The organism is Flavobacterium sp., from assembly GCF_040383245.1.
Taxonomy (GTDB): Bacteria; Bacteroidota; Bacteroidia; order Flavobacteriales; family Flavobacteriaceae; genus Flavobacterium.
The window spans coordinates 119,091-136,184 of record NZ_JBEIDX010000001.1; the positions used below are offsets into that span (position 1 = coordinate 119,091).

At 32.8% G+C, this 17,094-nt stretch carries 15 protein-coding genes and 1 tRNA gene; 11 read left to right on the forward strand and 5 right to left on the reverse strand.

Features of this window, described 5'->3' with window-relative positions:
* Nucleotides 1-12: 12 nt before the first annotated feature.
* The 3 genes from ABWO08_RS00530 to ABWO08_RS00540 are packed head-to-tail and all read right to left on the reverse strand — an operon-like array spanning nt 13 to nt 3,117.
* Nucleotides 13-1,152: an efflux RND transporter periplasmic adaptor subunit gene (locus ABWO08_RS00530; protein ID WP_353082931.1), complete on the reverse strand. Its 1,140-nt coding sequence runs from the start codon at nt 1,150-1,152 to the stop codon at nt 13-15.
* Nucleotides 1,153-1,169: 17 nt separating this feature from the next.
* Nucleotides 1,170-2,513 carry a TolC family protein gene (locus tag ABWO08_RS00535; RefSeq protein ID WP_353082933.1) on the reverse strand — a complete coding sequence of 448 codons (1,344 nt, stop codon included), beginning with the start codon at nt 2,511-2,513 and terminating at the stop codon, nt 1,170-1,172.
* Between the two features lie 4 nt (nt 2,514-2,517).
* Nucleotides 2,518-3,117, reverse strand: a complete 600-nt coding sequence (locus tag ABWO08_RS00540) for a TetR/AcrR family transcriptional regulator (protein WP_353082935.1) — start codon at nt 3,115-3,117, stop codon at nt 2,518-2,520.
* Nucleotides 3,118-3,282: 165 nt separating this feature from the next.
* On the opposite strand from ABWO08_RS00540, the gene ABWO08_RS00545 reads away from it, so the two are divergent.
* Both ABWO08_RS00545 and ABWO08_RS00550 read left to right on the forward strand, forming a co-directional pair.
* Entirely contained in the window at nt 3,283-4,257 is a 975-nt protein-coding gene (locus ABWO08_RS00545) for a polyprenyl synthetase family protein (protein ID WP_353082937.1), read from the forward strand.
* Complete coding sequence (locus ABWO08_RS00550; RefSeq protein ID WP_353082939.1) at nt 4,250-4,606, forward strand: hypothetical protein; 357 nt, start codon at nt 4,250-4,252, stop codon at nt 4,604-4,606. The genes ABWO08_RS00545 and ABWO08_RS00550 overlap by 8 nt, the downstream gene beginning before the upstream one ends.
* Before the next feature lie 50 nt (nt 4,607-4,656).
* Here the strand turns inward: ABWO08_RS00550 and ABWO08_RS00555 are convergent, their stop codons facing one another.
* Nucleotides 4,657-5,181 (reverse strand): hypothetical protein, encoded by a 525-nt coding sequence (locus ABWO08_RS00555; protein ID WP_353082941.1) that lies wholly within the window; start codon nt 5,179-5,181, stop codon nt 4,657-4,659.
* A 118-nt stretch (nt 5,182-5,299) separates the two neighbouring features.
* Entirely contained in the window at nt 5,300-5,815 is a 516-nt protein-coding gene (locus ABWO08_RS00560; RefSeq protein WP_353082943.1) for a hypothetical protein, read from the reverse strand.
* A 147-nt stretch (nt 5,816-5,962) separates the two neighbouring features.
* Here ABWO08_RS00560 and ABWO08_RS00565 point away from each other — a divergent pair, with 147 nt between their 5' ends.
* From ABWO08_RS00565 to ruvA, 9 genes are all read left to right on the forward strand, one after another.
* A complete protein-coding gene (locus tag ABWO08_RS00565; protein ID WP_353082944.1) occupies nt 5,963-8,722 on the forward strand; it encodes a 2-oxoglutarate dehydrogenase E1 component in 2,760 nt (919 codons plus the stop codon).
* 129 nt (nt 8,723-8,851) lie between these two features.
* Nucleotides 8,852-10,072, forward strand: a complete 1,221-nt coding sequence (odhB, locus tag ABWO08_RS00570; RefSeq protein WP_353082946.1) for a 2-oxoglutarate dehydrogenase complex dihydrolipoyllysine-residue succinyltransferase — start codon at nt 8,852-8,854, stop codon at nt 10,070-10,072.
* Between the two features lie 84 nt (nt 10,073-10,156).
* Nucleotides 10,157-10,924 (forward strand): TatD family hydrolase, encoded by a 768-nt coding sequence (locus tag ABWO08_RS00575; RefSeq protein ID WP_353082948.1) that lies wholly within the window; start codon nt 10,157-10,159, stop codon nt 10,922-10,924.
* A 70-nt stretch (nt 10,925-10,994) separates the two neighbouring features.
* Complete coding sequence (locus ABWO08_RS00580) at nt 10,995-12,131, forward strand: 1-acyl-sn-glycerol-3-phosphate acyltransferase (protein WP_353082950.1); 1,137 nt, start codon at nt 10,995-10,997, stop codon at nt 12,129-12,131.
* On the forward strand, nt 12,121-13,146 hold the full coding sequence (locus tag ABWO08_RS00585) for an asparaginase (RefSeq protein ID WP_353082952.1): 1,026 nt from the start codon (nt 12,121-12,123) through the stop codon (nt 13,144-13,146). The genes ABWO08_RS00580 and ABWO08_RS00585 overlap by 11 nt, the downstream gene beginning before the upstream one ends.
* 50 nt (nt 13,147-13,196) lie before the next feature.
* Nucleotides 13,197-13,283: transfer RNA gene (locus ABWO08_RS00590), tRNA-Ser, on the forward strand.
* Entirely contained in the window at nt 13,244-13,999 is a 756-nt protein-coding gene (locus ABWO08_RS00595) for a porin family protein (protein ID WP_353082954.1), read from the forward strand. The genes ABWO08_RS00590 and ABWO08_RS00595 overlap by 40 nt, the downstream gene beginning before the upstream one ends.
* Nucleotides 14,000-14,157: 158 nt before the next feature.
* The gene (locus ABWO08_RS00600; protein ID WP_353082955.1) at nt 14,158-16,446 is read left to right on the forward strand and encodes an NADP-dependent malic enzyme; all 2,289 of its coding nucleotides are present in this window, start codon (nt 14,158-14,160) and stop codon (nt 16,444-16,446) included.
* A gap of 64 nt (nt 16,447-16,510) precedes the next feature.
* Nucleotides 16,511-17,092, forward strand: coding sequence for a Holliday junction branch migration protein RuvA (gene ruvA / locus ABWO08_RS00605; protein ID WP_353082957.1), 582 nt, complete (start codon nt 16,511-16,513; stop codon nt 17,090-17,092).
* The last annotated feature ends 2 nt before the right edge of the window (nt 17,093-17,094 follow it).

Sequence of the window (17,094 nt, forward strand, 5' to 3'; positions counted from 1 at the left end):
AAACAATTTAATTTAGAAGTTAAGTTTCATTCCTTCAGAAATACTATTTACACCTTCTGTTACGATGATGTCACTTGCAGATAATCCGCTTACTATTTCAGTTACATTATCTGATGATTTTCCTATTTCGACAAGTACTTTTTTAGCAGTTCCAGTCTTACCATTTGAATTAGCAACAATAAAAACAAATTTATTTTTTTCACCATCTTCTTGTACCACATTTGTTGGAACAACTATAGCTTTTTTGTTGCTATAATCCATGATTTTTAAATTCGCAACTTGATTAGGGCGTAACAAGTTTTCTGGATTTGGAACTCCAACTTCAATTCCGAAACTTCTGTTGTTTGGATTGATGAAATTACCCACTTGACGCACTTTACCTTTATAGGTTTTACCTAATGATTTCAAAAAAACATCTACTTCGGTTCCAACTTTTAATTTCCCAATGTAAGATTCAGGAACAGTAGTTGATACATACATATTTCCTAAATTTACAATTCTCATTAATCCTTGTTGACTTGGCGCTACAACTTGCCCTCTTTCGGCAAAAACTTCATCGATTGTACCACTAAATGGAGCACGAATTACAGTTTTAGACAATTGAGCTCTCATTTGAGCAACTCCTTTTTGAGCAGAAATCATTTGAGTTTGAGCTTGAAGAAATTGAATTTCTGAACCAATTTTTTTAGCCCATAGATTTTTTTGTCTTTCAAAAGATGTTTTAGCTAATGCATATTGATTTTCTAAACTAGCTAATTGTTGACTCATTCCGGCATCATCAATGCGACCTAAAATTTGCCCTTTCGAAACTCTTTGTCCCGCTTTAACATTTAAAGAAGTCAATGTTCCACTAAATTCAGGCTGAATTAAAATATTTTCTTTGGTATCTACATCACCTTGAATTTCTAAATAGTGATTAAAAACGGTGTCTTTTACTTGTAATACTGAAACTAATGCTTCTTCTTTTTTTACATCTAATGTTGCAAGCGCCTCTTCAATTTTTGCAATATCTGCTTGCAAAGCACTTTTTTTAGCTTGAAGTTCTTTTATGTTTTTCGATTCAATTAAATTTTCAATTGACTGATTCGTTTCTTTTCCACCGCAAGAAAATAGAAGGATAGAAAGCGCTGATATTGATAGTAATTTTCTCATTTTATTTTGAATATTTATTAGTTTTTGTTTAGTAATTTTTCCAATGTGGCTCTTTTGTTGATTACATCAAGCATGGTTTGCAAATAAGTTTGCTGTGCAGCATAAAGTTGTTCTTGTGCTTTGGTTAACTCGAAACTGCTTGCCAAACCTTCTTTAAACTTAATTTGATTTTTATTTTCAATTCGCTCTGCTAAATTCAAATTGCTTTTTGAAGTTGTCAATTGCTCTAAACTAAATTCGTAATCGCTTTTTGCTTTTTCAAATTGTAATTTAAGTTGTTGTTCGGTTTGTGTTAACTGTGTTTTTGATTGTTCTAAAGCTATTTTAGCTTGTTGGGTTCTTGAACTTCTCCCTAAACTACTAAAAATAGGAACATTTAAACTCACGCCCACATTTGAAAAGTTGAAATATCTTTGTCCTTGATTTAAAAAAGTAAATTCATTTCCAAAAGAATTATATCCAAAGTTTACTGCTGCTCCAAGCGAGGGAAGTGCTTTACTTTTTTCTAATTTTAATAACAATTCTTTACTTGTTAATAGGTTTTGTCCTATCTTGTAATCAATAGTATTGGTTACGTCGAAGTCTGCTTTAAGCAGTTCTAAATCAACATTGTTTTGTGATAAAATATCCAGTTTATCTTTTAAAGATAATTCATTTTGTAAATCGATTCCTAAAACAAGCTTCAACATGTTATTTGCAATTGTTTTTTGACGCTTCACATTTTCTAATGAACTATTAATTGATGCCAAAGTAATTTGCAACTGTTCTACATTTTCCTCTTCAATTAAACCGTTTTTGTAGATCTCTTTGGTATCCGAATAAGTCTTTTCTAAAATTGTTTTGTTTTTTTGCAAAATCAAAATACTTTCATCGGCCAAAAGCACATTTCCATATGTATTGATAACAATTTCTTTAATCTCTTGATCTGTTTTTAATTTAGCATTTTCAGAAATTTTCAAATAGGTTTTTGCCGATTGCAATCCAACCAAATAAGAACCATCAAAAAGTAATTGACTCAAAGTTAAACTAGAACTTAAATTGTGATTAGTTCCAAAAGCTACTTCAGCAAATTCCCCTGGTTGACCACCAAAAATCTCTGCTGGAATTAATGATCTTTGTATTTGAATGTTGTTTTGATAGCCAATATTTCCATTAATTTGTGGAAGCCCCATGGTTGTAGTTTCCCACTTTTTTTGTTTTGCGGCCTCAATATCTCTATTGGCATTTTTTGCCGAATAATTGTTTTGAATGGCATGTTCTATAGCTTCTTTTAGTGTAAATGTATAAGACTCTTTTTTGTCTTGAGCCTTTAATACACTAGCAATAAGTAAAAGAGAAACTACAACGAGATTGTTTTTCATGAATTTATGTGTTATTAATATTTGATAATTGTTTTTCTAGTTCTATAATTCCATTAGGAGTTGCTAGTGCTCTAGTGTGATATTCTAGCGCTTGCATTTCAAGTTTTAAGGATTCACTTTCTAATTGTGTGGTTTCTTTTATTGAAAAAATTAATGTGTAATAAAATCTTACAAAAGATTCAACATCTATATTTTTTCTGTACAATCCTTGAGCAATTCCTTTATTGATGTTTTGGGTAAATAAATCGGTACAATCCTCTAATTCATTTGCAATTAGTTTCTCATATATTTCAGGATAATGTTTTTTTAATTGATAAACTGGCGAGGCTTCGTAGGTTTGAAAAGTATCTCGCATCATTTTTACAATCTCAAAATTTTCTTCAATTGCATTGTAGTTTTTTGAAATGATTTTATCAATTGTACTGTGTATATTTTGGTGAATAATTTCAGTACCCTCTTCAATAAGTGCTTCTTTATTGCTGAAGTATTTGTAAATTGTTTTTTTAGAAATACTCATTTCACAAGCAATATCATCCATAGTTACACTCTTGAAACCCAGTTTCAAGAACATATCAGTTGCCTTTTTGATGATTTTATCTTTCAATTATTTGATTTTTGGTTTGCAAATATAAGACGGAAACTTTTAATACTATATTAGTTTCCTATGTATTTACATAAATTTAACATAAGAGTTGTTTTCTCTTTTATTGTTTAAAGTTTTTTAACTTACTTTGTACAAGCTGAAAACTTAATCATAAAAGAAGAATTAATGCATTCTATTTCCCATTATCAAGAATTAATTTCAAGTTATTTTTCAAATTTACATTTGACTAAAGAACCTAAAAATTTATATGAACCAATTGAATATATTTTAGCTCTTGGTGGAAAAAGAATGCGTCCTGTTTTGACATTAATGGCGACCGAAGTTTTTGATGTTGATTGCAATAAAGCATTAGCAGCAGCTACGGCAGTTGAGGTTTTTCATAATTTTTCTTTAGTTCATGACGATATTATGGATGATGCCCCATTGCGAAGAGGGAATAAAACGGTTCATGAAAAATGGAATATCAACACCGGGATTCTATCGGGAGATGCGATGTTAATTTTGGCATACCAACATTTTGAAGAATACGAACCAAATATATTTAGGGATCTAGCCACTTTATTTAGTAAAACTGCTTTAGAAGTTTGTGAAGGGCAACAATACGATGTTGATTTTGAGACTAGAGATGATGTCACTATTCCAGAATATCTTAAAATGATCGAATATAAAACAGCAGTTTTAGTTGCAGCTGCTATGAAAATGGGTGCAATAGTTGCAGAAACATCCTCTGAAAATGCCAATTTGATTTACGACTTCGGATTAAATCTTGGAATTGCGTTCCAGTTGCAAGATGATTATTTAGATGCTTTTGGCGATCCAAAAACATTTGGTAAGCAAGTGGGTGGAGATATTATTGAAAACAAAAAGACTTATTTATATTTAAAAGCAATTGAATTTTCTGATGCCAATCAAAAAAATCAATTAACACAATTGTTTTCAATTCACCTTTCAGATAATGAAAGTAAAATTGCAACAGTTAAAGAATTGTTTAATGCAACAGGATCTTCCAATGCTACTCAACAAGCAATTCAAGCATATACGATGAAAGCTTTTGAGACTTTAGATAAGATGGCCATTTCTGAAGAAAAGAAAACTGTTTTACGCACATTTGGCGAAAATCTAATGAATCGAAATGTCTAGTTTTATAGCTCCAATTTCAACAGATAACTTGCTTTCTGAAGCCGAAAAGGAAGCACTTTATTCAAAGTTAATTGAGCAACTAAATAAAGATTTTAATTTTGCTAATGAGCCAATTGACTTGCCTTTTAGTATTTCTCCAGAACAATTAAAAACCGAGCTCCACGAAAAAATTTATCGCTTAATACAATATAAATTCACCGAATATTTGAGCCTTCTATATATTGTAGATGTGCCCGAAAATGAAGTAAAGAAACTAGATGGATCGGATATTATGGAGTTATCTCAGCAAGTAACTTTTTTAGTTTTAAAACGAGAATGGATGAAAGTGTGGTTTCGAAATAAGTATTAAAAAAAAAGGTTGTCAAATTTTGACAACCTTTTTTTTATTTTAAAATTAGATTAGTATTTATAAGCAACTCCAACCATTCTAGCTTGAGAACTTCCTAATCCTTTATTTAAACGATTACCAACATCATAATCTTTATCTTCTGTAACTAATACCACAACACCACCAAGATTAAAGCAATCTTCTTTTAATCTTTCTTCTGATTTTTTATCGGCATTAGCACCAGTTCTGTAGCTGATAAAAGCAGTTTTACCTTTTACTTCACCAATTCTAGTTAAACCTTCAACATCTTCTGGGTTTTTAGTTAAAATTACATTTTTAAAACCATCCTTTCCTTCAATATTGATTCTTTCAGTAATAACTTGTTTTCTTCCAGAAGCAAATTTTACACTATTGATGGCTATTTTAGAGATTTTTTGAGATAAATCTTCACCTTTATACACAAATGTAATTGCAGAACCATCAATACTTAATACTTTACCTTCAATAGTAGAACCATTATGCATGGTTAACATATCTTGAGCGCTACTTGTAAGAGCAAGTAATAATGCACAAGAAATTAAAATAATTTTCTTCATTTTTTTTATATTAAATTATAGTATTATAAAATTCTTGGCAATAATACAAAAATTATTTTCAAGTAATAATCTAATTTTTTCTTTTTATTAAGAACAATTTAATAATTCAATTCTTACATTAAAAATAAACCCTAATAAAAGGCATCATTGCATCGGTATAAACCATTTTTTCTTCATTATACAAAAGATTATAGCGAATGCCCATAGTTACATTTTCCATTCTATAGCCGCCACCAATAAAGAGTCCAGTGTTCCAAAAATCATCTTTTTTTGTCCCTGTTGTTGGATTTCGAAAGGTATTATTAACTCGTACTTGTTCTAACTCTATAGATAATTGCACTTCTTCTACAGGATTAAAAAGTGTTATTGCATTAACTCCATATATGATAGAACTAAAAACATCCTTTTGCGAAACAATACTTCCTTGTAAACCTGCTCCCAAAGAAATATATTGGTTTAAATTATAAATTGCATTTGGAGCCAATGTAATATCGGTAAAACCTGTTCCAATACTTAATCCAAATCCTCCACCAAATTGCACCTGTTTCCAAAAATCACTTTTTGGTTTTACCTCTTGGTCGGTTTGTCCATATAATTTTGAAAAAGCGCCAATTAATAGCAATAAAATAAACATTCTTGATAAAATTTTAAACGAATTCCTTACCATTTTTAGTGTAAATTTATTTAGCGATATAAATGTATCAAAAACATAGAAAGATTGTTATAAATATTTTACTTTTGCATAAATTTTTTCAATTATACGATTACTTATATAAAAAATATGGATAGGTTTTCTTTCTTAAACGCAGCGCATACCGAGTTTTTCGCACAATTATACGAGCAATATGTAGACAATCCAGATAGCGTAGAGCCAAGTTGGAGAGCATTTTTTCAAGGTTTCGATTTTGGAATGGAAACTTACAATGAAGAAAATGCAGGAGCTCAATTTGCCAATTATGCTGAAAACGGAGTAGTTTCAGAAAAACTTCAAAAAGAATTTAATGTTTTAAAACTAATTGAAGGCTACCGTACAAGAGGTCATTTATTTACGCAAACCAATCCGGTTAGAGATAGAAGAACTTATGAGCCAACTTTAGATTTAGTTAATTTCGGACTTTCTGATGCTGATTTAGATACGGTTTTTGATGCTGCAAAATTATTAGGAAAACAGCCTTCTACTCTTAAAGATATTTTAACTCATCTTAAAAATGTGTATTGCCAACATATTGGTATTGAGTACATGTACATGAGAAAACCAGAAGTAATTCAATGGGTTCAAAACAGATTAAACATTAATGATAATCTTCCAAATTTTGATGCAAATCAGAAAAAACACATACTTGATAAATTAAACGAAGCCGTGTCTTTTGAGAACTTTTTACATACTAAATATGTAGGTCAAAAGCGTTTCTCATTAGAAGGTGGAGAAAGCATCATCCCAGCTTTAGATTCTTTAATTGAGGCTGCTGCCGAAAAAGGAGTAGAGCATTTTGTAATGGGAATGGCGCACCGAGGTAGATTAAATGTGTTAGCAAATATCTTCGGGAAAAATACCCAAGATATCTTCTCAGAATTTGACGGAAAAGATTACGATAAAGAATATTTTGACGGTGACGTAAAGTACCATTTAGGTTTAACATCAGAAAGAACTACCGATTCTGGAAAAAAAATTAACCTGAATTTAGCTCCAAACCCTTCGCACCTAGAAACTGTTGGAGCCGTAATTGAAGGTATTACAAGAGCAAAACAAGACCGCCATTTCCCAAATGATTTCTCTAAAGTATTGCCAATTGCAGTACACGGAGATGCTGCAGTTGCAGGTCAAGGAATTGTATACGAAATTGTTCAAATGGCACAATTAGACGGATACAAAACCGGTGGAACCATTCATATTGTAATCAATAACCAAGTTGGTTTTACTACCAATTACCAAGATGCTCGTTCGTCTACTTATTGTACGGATATTGCAAAAGTAACTTTATCGCCGGTACTACATGTGAATGCAGATGATGCTGAAGCAGTGGTTCATGCCATGTTGTTTGCATTGGATTTCCGTATGGAATTTGGTCGTGATGTATTTATTGATTTATTAGGATATAGAAAATACGGACATAACGAAGGGGATGAACCTCGTTTCACCCAACCTGTTTTATACAAAATCATTGCTCGTCATAAAAATCCTAGAGATATTTATGCAGAAAAATTAATCGTTGACGGAATTGTAGATCAAGCCTATTTAACCAAAATAGAAAACGAATACAAAGAACGTTTAGATGAGAATTTACAAGAATCGCGTAAGAAAAGTTTAACCATCATCAAGCCATTTATGCAAGATGAATGGAACGGATTTGAACAAGTTTCAGACGATGTAATGCTTCAAAAAGTAGATACCAAATTTACTAAAAAGCAATTAGACGAAATCTTGGAAGTTGTTTCTAGTTTGCCTTCCGATAAGAAATTCATCAATAAAATTTCTAAAATTGTTACCGACAGAAAAACCATGTATGATAACAATGCTATCGACTGGGGTACTGCTGAAACATTGGCTTACGGATCATTATTGTATGAAGGATATGATATTCGTGTATCGGGTCAAGATGTTGAGAGAGGAACTTTCTCCCACCGTCATGCCGTTGTAAAAGTAGAAGACAGTGAAGAAGAAGTAATTCTTTTAAATAACTTAAAAAATAGTAAAGGAAGATTCCAAATTTACAATTCCCTATTATCTGAATATGGAGTTTTAGGATTTGATTACGGATATGCCTTAGCAGCACCAAAAACATTAACTATTTGGGAAGCACAATTTGGAGATTTCTCTAATGGATGTCAAATCATGTTAGACCAATATATCTCTTGTGGTGAAGACAAATGGAACAACCAAAACGGAATTGTTTTATTACTTCCTCACGGATATGAAGGGCAAGGAGCAGAGCATTCCTCTGCAAGAATGGAGCGTTATTTACAACTTTGTGCACGCCACAACATGTATGTAGCCGATTGTACCACACCAGCCAATTTCTACCACTTGTTGCGTAGACAAATGAAAACTAATTTCCGTAAACCATTGGTTGTATTTTCTCCAAAAAGTTTGTTGCGTCACCCGCTTTGTATTTCTACACAAGAGGAGTTGTACAACGGACAATTTCAAGAAACTATTGACGATATTACAGTAGATAAGAAAAAAGTAAAAACAGTAGTTTTCTGTACCGGAAAATTCTACTACGATATTCTTGCCGAAAGAGGAAATTTAGAAAGAAATGATGTAGCTTTGGTTCGAATTGAGCAATTATTCCCTTTGCCAGTAGCGCAATTGAAAGCAATTATTGCTAGTTATCCAAATGCCGATGATTTTGTTTGGGCACAAGAAGAGCCTAAGAATATGGGAGCTTATAGCTATATGTTGATGAATTTCGATTTAGTAAAATGGAGATTAGCATCACTTAAAGCTTATGCAGCACCAGCAGCCGGAAGTAGCACGCGTGATAGAAGACGCCACGCCGATGCAATTAGAATGGTTTTTGATAAAAATTTATTTAGATAATTTTTTCAGGAGCATTTCCCGCTTTCCGTTTCAATCTTTTCATAAAAAAGGATTTTTACTGCAATCGGGGCTAGAATATAGAAGACACAACAAGAATAATTTATAATTCATCATTTAAAATAATATACAATGATTTTAGAAATGAAAGTCCCATCACCGGGAGAATCAATTAAAGAAGTTGAAATAGCTACTTGGTTAGTAAAAGATGGCGATTATGTAGAAAAAGACCAAGCAATTGCTGAGGTAGATTCTGATAAAGCAACACTTGAATTACCTGCAGAAGCTAGCGGAATTATCACGCTAAAAGCAGAAGAAGGTGATGCAGTTGCTGTTGGTGCTGTAGTTTGTTTGATTGATACAAGCTCTGCTAAACCATCTGGTGCTGCGCCAGCAGCTGAAGCAAAACCAGCAGCTGTTGAGGCTCCAAAAGTTGAAGCTCCAAAAGCAGCTCCTGTTGCTGAAAAAACATATGCAACGCAAGCGCCATCTCCGGCAGCTAGAAAAATATTAGACGAAAAAAATATACAACCATCCGATATTGTTGGAACAGGAAAAGGTGGAAGAATAACCAAAGAAGATGCAGTAAATGCAACCGCTTCTATGGGAACTCCAACAGGTGGAAGCCGTGGATCTGAAAAAACAAAACTATCAATGTTGCGTCGTAAAGTAGCCGAAAGATTGGTTGCTGCTAAAAATGAAACCGCCATGTTAACTACATTCAATGAAGTAAACATGACGCCAATCAACATGATTCGTAACGAGTATAAAGATGCTTTCAAAGCAAAACACGGCGGATTAGGTTTAGGGTACATGTCGTTTTTTACAAAAGCGGTTACTAGAGCTTTAGCTTTATTCCCAGATGTAAACTCAATGATTGATGGCGATTATAAAACATCTTATGATTTCTGCGATATTTCTATTGCAGTTTCTGGACCTAAAGGGTTAATGGTTCCGGTTGTTCGTAATGCAGAATTATTAACTTTTAGAGGTGTTGAAGCTGAAATTAAAAGATTGGCTATCAAATCTCGTGACGGTCAAATTACAGTGGATGATATGACAGGTGGAACCTTCACTATTACTAATGGTGGTGTTTTTGGAAGTATGTTATCTACACCAATTATCAATCCTCCACAATCTGGAATTTTAGGAATGCACAATATTATTGAGCGTCCAATTGCAGTAAATGGTAAAGTTGAAATTCACCCAATGATGTATGTAGCGCTTTCATATGACCACCGAATTATTGATGGTCGTGAGTCAGTTGGATTCTTGGTAGCAGTTAAAGAAGCCTTAGAAAATCCATTAGAATTATTAATGGATGGCGATGCTAAAAAAGCATTAGAATTATAATAAATATTTCAAAATGAGTATAATTAATCCCGTTCAGTTAAATGAACGGGATTTTTTGTTTATTTGTGTTTCGAACAAATTAATATGATTTTAACAGACACCCATACCCATTTATATTCTTCCCAATTTCAAGAGGACCGAAACGAAATGATGCAACGCGCTATTGAAGCGGGTGTATCCCGGCTATTTGTTCCTTCAATAGATTCGACTTACACCCAAAAAATGTATGATGTAGAAGCGCAATTTCCGGATAATGTATTTTTAATGCTGGGATTACACCCTACCTATGTCAAAGAAAATTATTTAGAAGAATTGGCTTTTGTTGAAACCGAATTAGATAGAAGAAAATTCTATGCCGTTGGAGAAATAGGGATGGATTTGTTTTGGGATAAAACATTTTTGAACCAACAGCAGCATGCTTTTCAGCATCAAATTCAATTGGCCAAAAAGCACAAACTCGGAATAAATATTCATTGCCGAGATGCTTTTGACGAAACGTTTGAAGTATTAGAAAGTGAAAAAGCATCCGACTTATTCGGAATATTTCATTGTTTTACGGGTGATTTAGATCAAGCGCAACGCGCCATTTCGTTAGGAATGAAACTTGGAATAGGAGGTGTTGCGACATTTAAAAATGGAAAGATAGATCAGTTTTTGAACGAAATAGATTTGCAAAATATTGTCTTAGAAACAGATTCACCTTATTTGGCTCCTGCGCCTCATCGCGGAAAGCGAAATGAAAGTAGTTACACTCTTTTGGTTGCTCAAAAATTAGCTGAAATTTATAAGGTTTCTGTTGAAGAAATTGCTCAAATAACAACCGAAAATTCTAAAGCTGTTTTTGGGATTTAATACATAAATTGATAAAAAAGTCCTTTTTTTTTTGTTCATTTGTTCCAGAAATTAATCCAGAATTAGAGAGATGCAGAAATTTGATGCAATTCGACCATTTTATGATACCGAAGTGAATAACGGTATTAAAAGCCTGGTTAACCATCCAATGATGAGGGCGATCATGAATTTTACATTTCCCGATTTAGAAGATGTGGATTGGAAAAATCAATTATTAAAAACACACTCTATCCGCGATTTTCAATGTAATTTTATATATCAATCAGTTCAAAAAGTACTTGAAAATTCATCTGAAGGATTAACTACTTCTGGTTTTGAAAAATTAGAAAAAAACACTCCCTATCTTTTTATATCTAATCATCGCGATATTATTTTAGACACATCGATTCTGAATGTTTCTTTATTTGATCATGGTTTGGTAATGACTGCATCTGCAATTGGAGATAATCTAGTTAAAAAAGATTTTCTTTTAAACTTATCAAAACTCAACAGAAATTTTTTAGTTCAACGCGGTTTGCCGCCAAGAGAATTATTGCAAAGTTCCAAATTAATGTCCGAATATATTGGAAAATTAATACTAACAGAAAACCGCTCGGTATGGATAGCCCAGCGCGAAGGAAGAACTAAAGACGGAAACGATGCAACCCATCAAGGAGTATTAAAAATGTTGGGAATGGGATCAAACGAAGAAAATTTGATGGAATACTTCAAAAAACTACAAATTGTTCCAGTTTCTATTTCTTATGAATATGATCCTACCGATGCCTTGAAAATGCCACAATTAATGGCGGAAGCAAAAGCAGAAAAGTATGTAAAAGAGAAAAACGAAGATTTTATTACACTTTTAAGCGGAATCATCGGACAAAAGAAACGCATCCACATTCATGTGGGTTCCATTTTGAATAAAGAATTAGATGAAATTGCAATGGAAAATGACAACACCAATAAGCAAGTTCAGGCAGTTGCTCAAGCCATTGATGATTCTATTTTGCAATCCTATAAATTATGGCCTACGAATTATATTGCCTACGATATTTTAAATAAAACCGACCGATTTAAAAATCAGTATACCGATAATGAAAAATCTTTATTTGAAAGAAGATTAGAAATGAAAATTGATGCTTCAAATGGTATGATGATGGAAAGTTTTTTAAATATGTATGCCAATCCAGTGGTTAATAAGTTGAAATACGGAAATGCAATCTAAACCAAATATATTATTGCTTTATACCGGTGGTACCATCGGGATGGAAAAGGATCTTTCTACAGGTGCTTTAAAGGCATTTGATTTTAATAAATTGCTTCAAAACATCCCAGAATTAAAACAATTAGATTGTATTATTGAAACCAATTCTTTTGAAAAACCAATAGATTCTTCTAATATGAATCCAGATAAATGGGTTCAAATTGTTTCAATTATTGAAGATAACTACAATCAATTTGATGGTTTTGTAGTGCTTCATGGCTCCGATACGATGTCTTATTCTGCATCGGCAGTGAGCTTTATGCTAGAAAACTTGGCAAAGCCAGTGATTTTTACCGGATCGCAATTGCCAATAGGAGATTTGAGAACCGATGCAAAAGAAAATCTTATTACAGCAATTCAAATTGCTTCACTTCAAAATAATGGACAACCTTCAATTCAAGAGGTTTGTTTGTATTTTGAATATAAATTATACCGCGGAAATCGAACTACTAAAATAAACGCAGAACATTTTAATGCATTTACGTCTCCTAATTATCCTGCCTTGGCAGAATCGGGAGTGCATTTAAATGTGAATTCTAGTTCGCTTCACGCTAGTAACAATAAGAAATTGGTAGTTCACAAAGTACTAGAAGATAATGTAGTAATATTAAAAATATTTCCAGGAATTAGTCAGTCTGTATTAGAATCTATAACAGCAATTCCGAATCTTAAAGGGTTGATTTTAGAAACTTATGGATCTGGAAATGCACCTTCAGAAGATTGGTTTATTGCAGTACTAAAAAAGGCAATCGATAAGGGTTTATACATCATTAATGTCACCCAATGTTCGGGCGGAAGTGTGAGTATGGGACAATATGAAACCAGTACCCAATTAAAGAAAATCGGAATTATTTCTGGAAAAGACATCACTACTGAGGCAGCAATAACTAAATTAATGTACTTGCTTGGACAAAATATATCTCCAATAAATTTTAAAGCTATTTTTGAAACCTCTTTACGAGGTGAAATGGCCTAACTATGTTTTGATTATTGCAAAATTTTGTTGTTCTTTGTATCATAATTTTTAGAGGGGTGTCCGAGTGGTTGAAGGAGCAAGCCTGGAAAGTTTGTATATGGGTAACTGTATCGTGGGTTCGAATCCCATCTCCTCTGCTAATTTCTTCCTAACGTTTACATCTATGCGTTTACTATATTTCATATTATCTTTCTTTCTCTTTTTTGGAGCTTTCGCCCAAGAAAAAACGGATGTCATTAAGCCGGTAGATTCTTTATATAGAGAAGATCAATTTTATGTTAATTTCACCTACAATCAACTACAAAATATTGTAGGATTAAGTCAAACAAAATTTTCACCTGGTTTTTGTTTTGGAATTCTTAGAGATATGCCAATAAATAAAAGCCGAACTTTTGCAATCGCAACAGGTTTAGGGTATTCTTTCAATATTTTTGACAATAATTTACAAATAATAAATGGAGAAAATTCAGCTCCAAACAGTTATAATTTTTTAACTACTGCAAAATTTAACAAAAACCAATTAACGCTACATTATTTAGATGTGCCAATTGAAATTAGATGGCGTACTTCCACCCCAAGTGATCATCAATTTTGGCGAATTTATACCGGTTTAAAATTGAGTTATTTAGTTTCAGATAGTTATAAATTTGAAAATGTAGACCAAAATAATTCAATTCAATCCAACCCGGACTTAAATAAATTAGTTTATGGAGCTTATCTTACAATTGGATGGAATACCTGGAATTTATATGCATATTATGGATTAAATTCGATTTTTAAATCGGGAGAAATTAATTCACAAAAAATAAATACCAGTAGTTTTAATATAGGGTTGCAGTTCTACATTCTATAGTTGAATTACTTTATTTAGGAACAATCTTCTTCTTATATTTTTGCACTCAAATAGTGTATATTGATTTTCAAAAAAATTAATTAAAAGAAACTCCTTAAAAGTTTCCTTTTTTCATGGATACTTTTACCTTTGCAAGTTCGAATGCAAAAAAGTATAAAATGAATAAATCTAGTAAGCGAAGAGAAGCTCTATTATATCATGCAAAACCTACCCCAGGAAAAATTCAAGTTGTTCCTACCAAAAAATATGCAACACAACGAGATTTATCATTGGCTTATTCTCCCGGAGTTGCAGAGCCTTGTTTGGAAATTGCAAAAGATGTAGATAACGTTTATAAATATACTTCCAAAGGGAATTTAGTTGCAGTAATCACTAACGGAACTGCGGTTTTAGGCCTTGGAGATATAGGACCAGAGGCCTCTAAGCCTGTGATGGAAGGTAAAGCGTTATTATTTAAAATTTTTGCTGACATCGATGTTTTTGATATTGAAGTAGACACAAAAAATATAGATGAATTTATTGCTACTGTTAAAAATATTGCCCCAACCTTTGGAGGAATTAACTTAGAGGACATTAAAGCACCTGAGTCATTTGAAATAGAAAGACGCTTAGTTGAAGAATTAAATATCCCGGTGATGCATGATGATCAGCATGGTACTGCAATCATTTCTTCGGCCGCTTTATTGAATGCATTAGAACTAGCAAAAAAAGATATTAGTAAAGTAAAATTAGTAGTCTCGGGAGCAGGATCTGCTGCTTTGGCATGTGCTAATTTATATGTTTTACTTGGCGTAAAAGCTGAAAACATCTTGATGTTTGATGTTAATGGGGTTTTATCAAAAGATAGAACGGATTTATCAGAACTTCAAAAAATATATAGTAACGGAACTAAAGGCATTAGCTTACAGCAAGCACTTGTTGGAGCCGATGTGTTTTTAGGTTTGTCTGCAGGAAATATTCTAACTCCAGCAATGTTATTAGTTATGGCCAAAAAACCTATTGTTTTTGCAATGGCCAACCCAATACCCGAAATTGATTATGAACTTGCCATTGCCACAAGAAAAGATATTATTATGGCAACCGGTAGATCGGATCATCCTAATCAAGTAAATAATGTTTTAGGTTTCCCTTATATATTCCGAGGAGCCCTTGATGTGAGAGCTACTAAGATTAACGAAGCCATGAAAATGGCAGCAGTTAGAGCATTGGCAGCATTGGCAAAAGAGCATGTTCCAGAACAAGTTAATATTGCTTATGGTGAAACCAAATTAAATTTTGGTACCGATTATATTATTCCAAAACCATTTGATCCAAGGTTGATAACCATGGTGGCGCCGGCAGTTGCAAAGGCAGCTATGGATAGCGGTGTAGCTTTGAATCCAATTACCGATTGGGAAAAGTACCAAGAAGAATTGATGGAGCGAATGGGATCTGACAATAAAATGGTTCGATTGTTAACCAATCGTGCTAAGACTGATCCGAAGCGAATTGTATTTGCAGAAGCAGATCAATTGGATGTATTAAAAGCAGCTCAAATTGTTTATGAAGAAGGAATTGGGCATCCAATTTTATTGGGAAGAAAAGAAGATATTTTAGAACTCAAAGAGGAAATTGGGTTTGATGCCGATGTACCAATATTAGACCCTAAAACCAATGAAGAAGATGAACGAAGATTGGGATATGCTGAAATTTTTTGGAAAGAAAGACAACGCCGTGGAGTATCTTTATTAGACGCTCAAAAATGGATGCGAGAACGAAATTATTTTGCTGCAATGATGGTAAATCAAGGGCATGCAGATGCTATGGTTTCTGGATATTCTAGAAGTTATCCTTCGGTGGTAAAACCATTAATGCAATTAATTGGAAAAGCTCCAGGAATTTCTTTGATAGCGACTACTAACATGATGATGACCAATAGAGGTCCGATGTTTTTATCGGATACGGCTATTAACCCAAATCCTACCGCAGACGATTTAGCAAAAATTGCATTAATGACAGAAAAAACTGTTCGAATGTTTGGAATGGAGCCAGTAATTGCAATGGTATCGTTTTCTAATTTTGGATCTTCAACAGTAGATAGCGCAAGTAAAGTGAGAGATGCAGTAGCTTATTTACATAAAAATCATCCCGATTTAATTGTTGACGGAGAAATTCAAGCCGATTTTGCTTTAAATCCTGAAATGTTAAAGGGGAAATTCCCATTTTCTAAATTAGCTGGTAAAAAGGTGAATACTTTGATTTTTCCAAATTTAGAATCGGCGAATATTACATATAAATTATTAAAAGAATTATATAAAGTAGATTCTGTTGGACCAATCATGTTGGGAATGGACAAACCAGTTCATATCTTTCAACTAGGAGCAAGTGTTGAAGAAATGGTCAACATGGCTGCAGTAGCAGTTGTAGATGCTCAAGAAAAGCAGAAAAAGCAAAAAACCAAAAAATAACAATAGAATATCAACGACTAGGGCTTAAAGTTTTTAGTATATTTGAAACAAGATAAAAAGTAAAATGATAGCACAAATTCAAGGGAAATTATTAGAAAAAACTCCAACCGAAGTTGTAATTGACTGCAATGGAGTTGGTTATCATATTAATATTTCTTTGCACACCTATACGTTACTTCCAAAAACCGATTTTATTAAATTGTATACCCATTTAATTATCAAAGAAGATGCACATTCTTTGTATGGTTTTGTTGAAAAATCGGAAAAAGAAATCTTTAAAATGTTATTGACTGTATCTGGTATTGGAGCAGGAATAGCTAGAACTATGCTTTCTTCATTAGAACCTAAACAAATAATTCAGGCACTTGCTAGTGGTGATGTAAATACCATTCAATCCATTAAAGGAATTGGCGGCAAAACAGCACAACGAGCAATATTGGATTTAAAGGATAAAGTGTTAAAAATATATGATTTGGATGAAGTTTCTATGTTTCAAAACAATACAAATAGAGATGAAGCGTTATCTGCTTTGGAGGTTTTAGGATTTGTTAGAAAAACTTCCGAAAAAGTAGTGGATAAAGTGATTAGTCAAAATCCTGATGCTACTGTAGAATTGATTATTAAGCTAGCATTAAAAAATTTATAATT

Coding starts and splice junctions, on each gene's coding strand:
- ABWO08_RS00600 (WP_353082955.1), top strand. CDS start 14,158: ATGAATAAATCTAGTAAGCGAAGAGAAGCTCTATTATATCATGCAAAA.
- ABWO08_RS00550 (WP_353082939.1), top strand. CDS start 4,250: ATGTCTAGTTTTATAGCTCCAATTTCAACAGATAACTTGCTTTCTGAA.
- ABWO08_RS00535 (WP_353082933.1), bottom strand. CDS start 2,513: ATGAAAAACAATCTCGTTGTAGTTTCTCTTTTACTTATTGCTAGTGTA.
- ABWO08_RS00545 (WP_353082937.1), top strand. CDS start 3,283: ATGCATTCTATTTCCCATTATCAAGAATTAATTTCAAGTTATTTTTCA.
- ABWO08_RS00530 (WP_353082931.1), bottom strand. CDS start 1,152: ATGAGAAAATTACTATCAATATCAGCGCTTTCTATCCTTCTATTTTCT.
- ABWO08_RS00575 (WP_353082948.1), top strand. CDS start 10,157: ATGATTTTAACAGACACCCATACCCATTTATATTCTTCCCAATTTCAA.
- ABWO08_RS00580 (WP_353082950.1), top strand. CDS start 10,995: ATGCAGAAATTTGATGCAATTCGACCATTTTATGATACCGAAGTGAAT.
- ABWO08_RS00555 (WP_353082941.1), bottom strand. CDS start 5,181: ATGAAGAAAATTATTTTAATTTCTTGTGCATTATTACTTGCTCTTACA.
- ABWO08_RS00565 (WP_353082944.1), top strand. CDS start 5,963: ATGGATAGGTTTTCTTTCTTAAACGCAGCGCATACCGAGTTTTTCGCA.
- odhB (WP_353082946.1), top strand. CDS start 8,852: ATGATTTTAGAAATGAAAGTCCCATCACCGGGAGAATCAATTAAAGAA.
- ABWO08_RS00585 (WP_353082952.1), top strand. CDS start 12,121: ATGCAATCTAAACCAAATATATTATTGCTTTATACCGGTGGTACCATC.
- ABWO08_RS00560 (WP_353082943.1), bottom strand. CDS start 5,815: ATGTTTATTTTATTGCTATTAATTGGCGCTTTTTCAAAATTATATGGA.
- ABWO08_RS00595 (WP_353082954.1), top strand. CDS start 13,244: ATGGGTAACTGTATCGTGGGTTCGAATCCCATCTCCTCTGCTAATTTC.
- ruvA (WP_353082957.1), top strand. CDS start 16,511: ATGATAGCACAAATTCAAGGGAAATTATTAGAAAAAACTCCAACCGAA.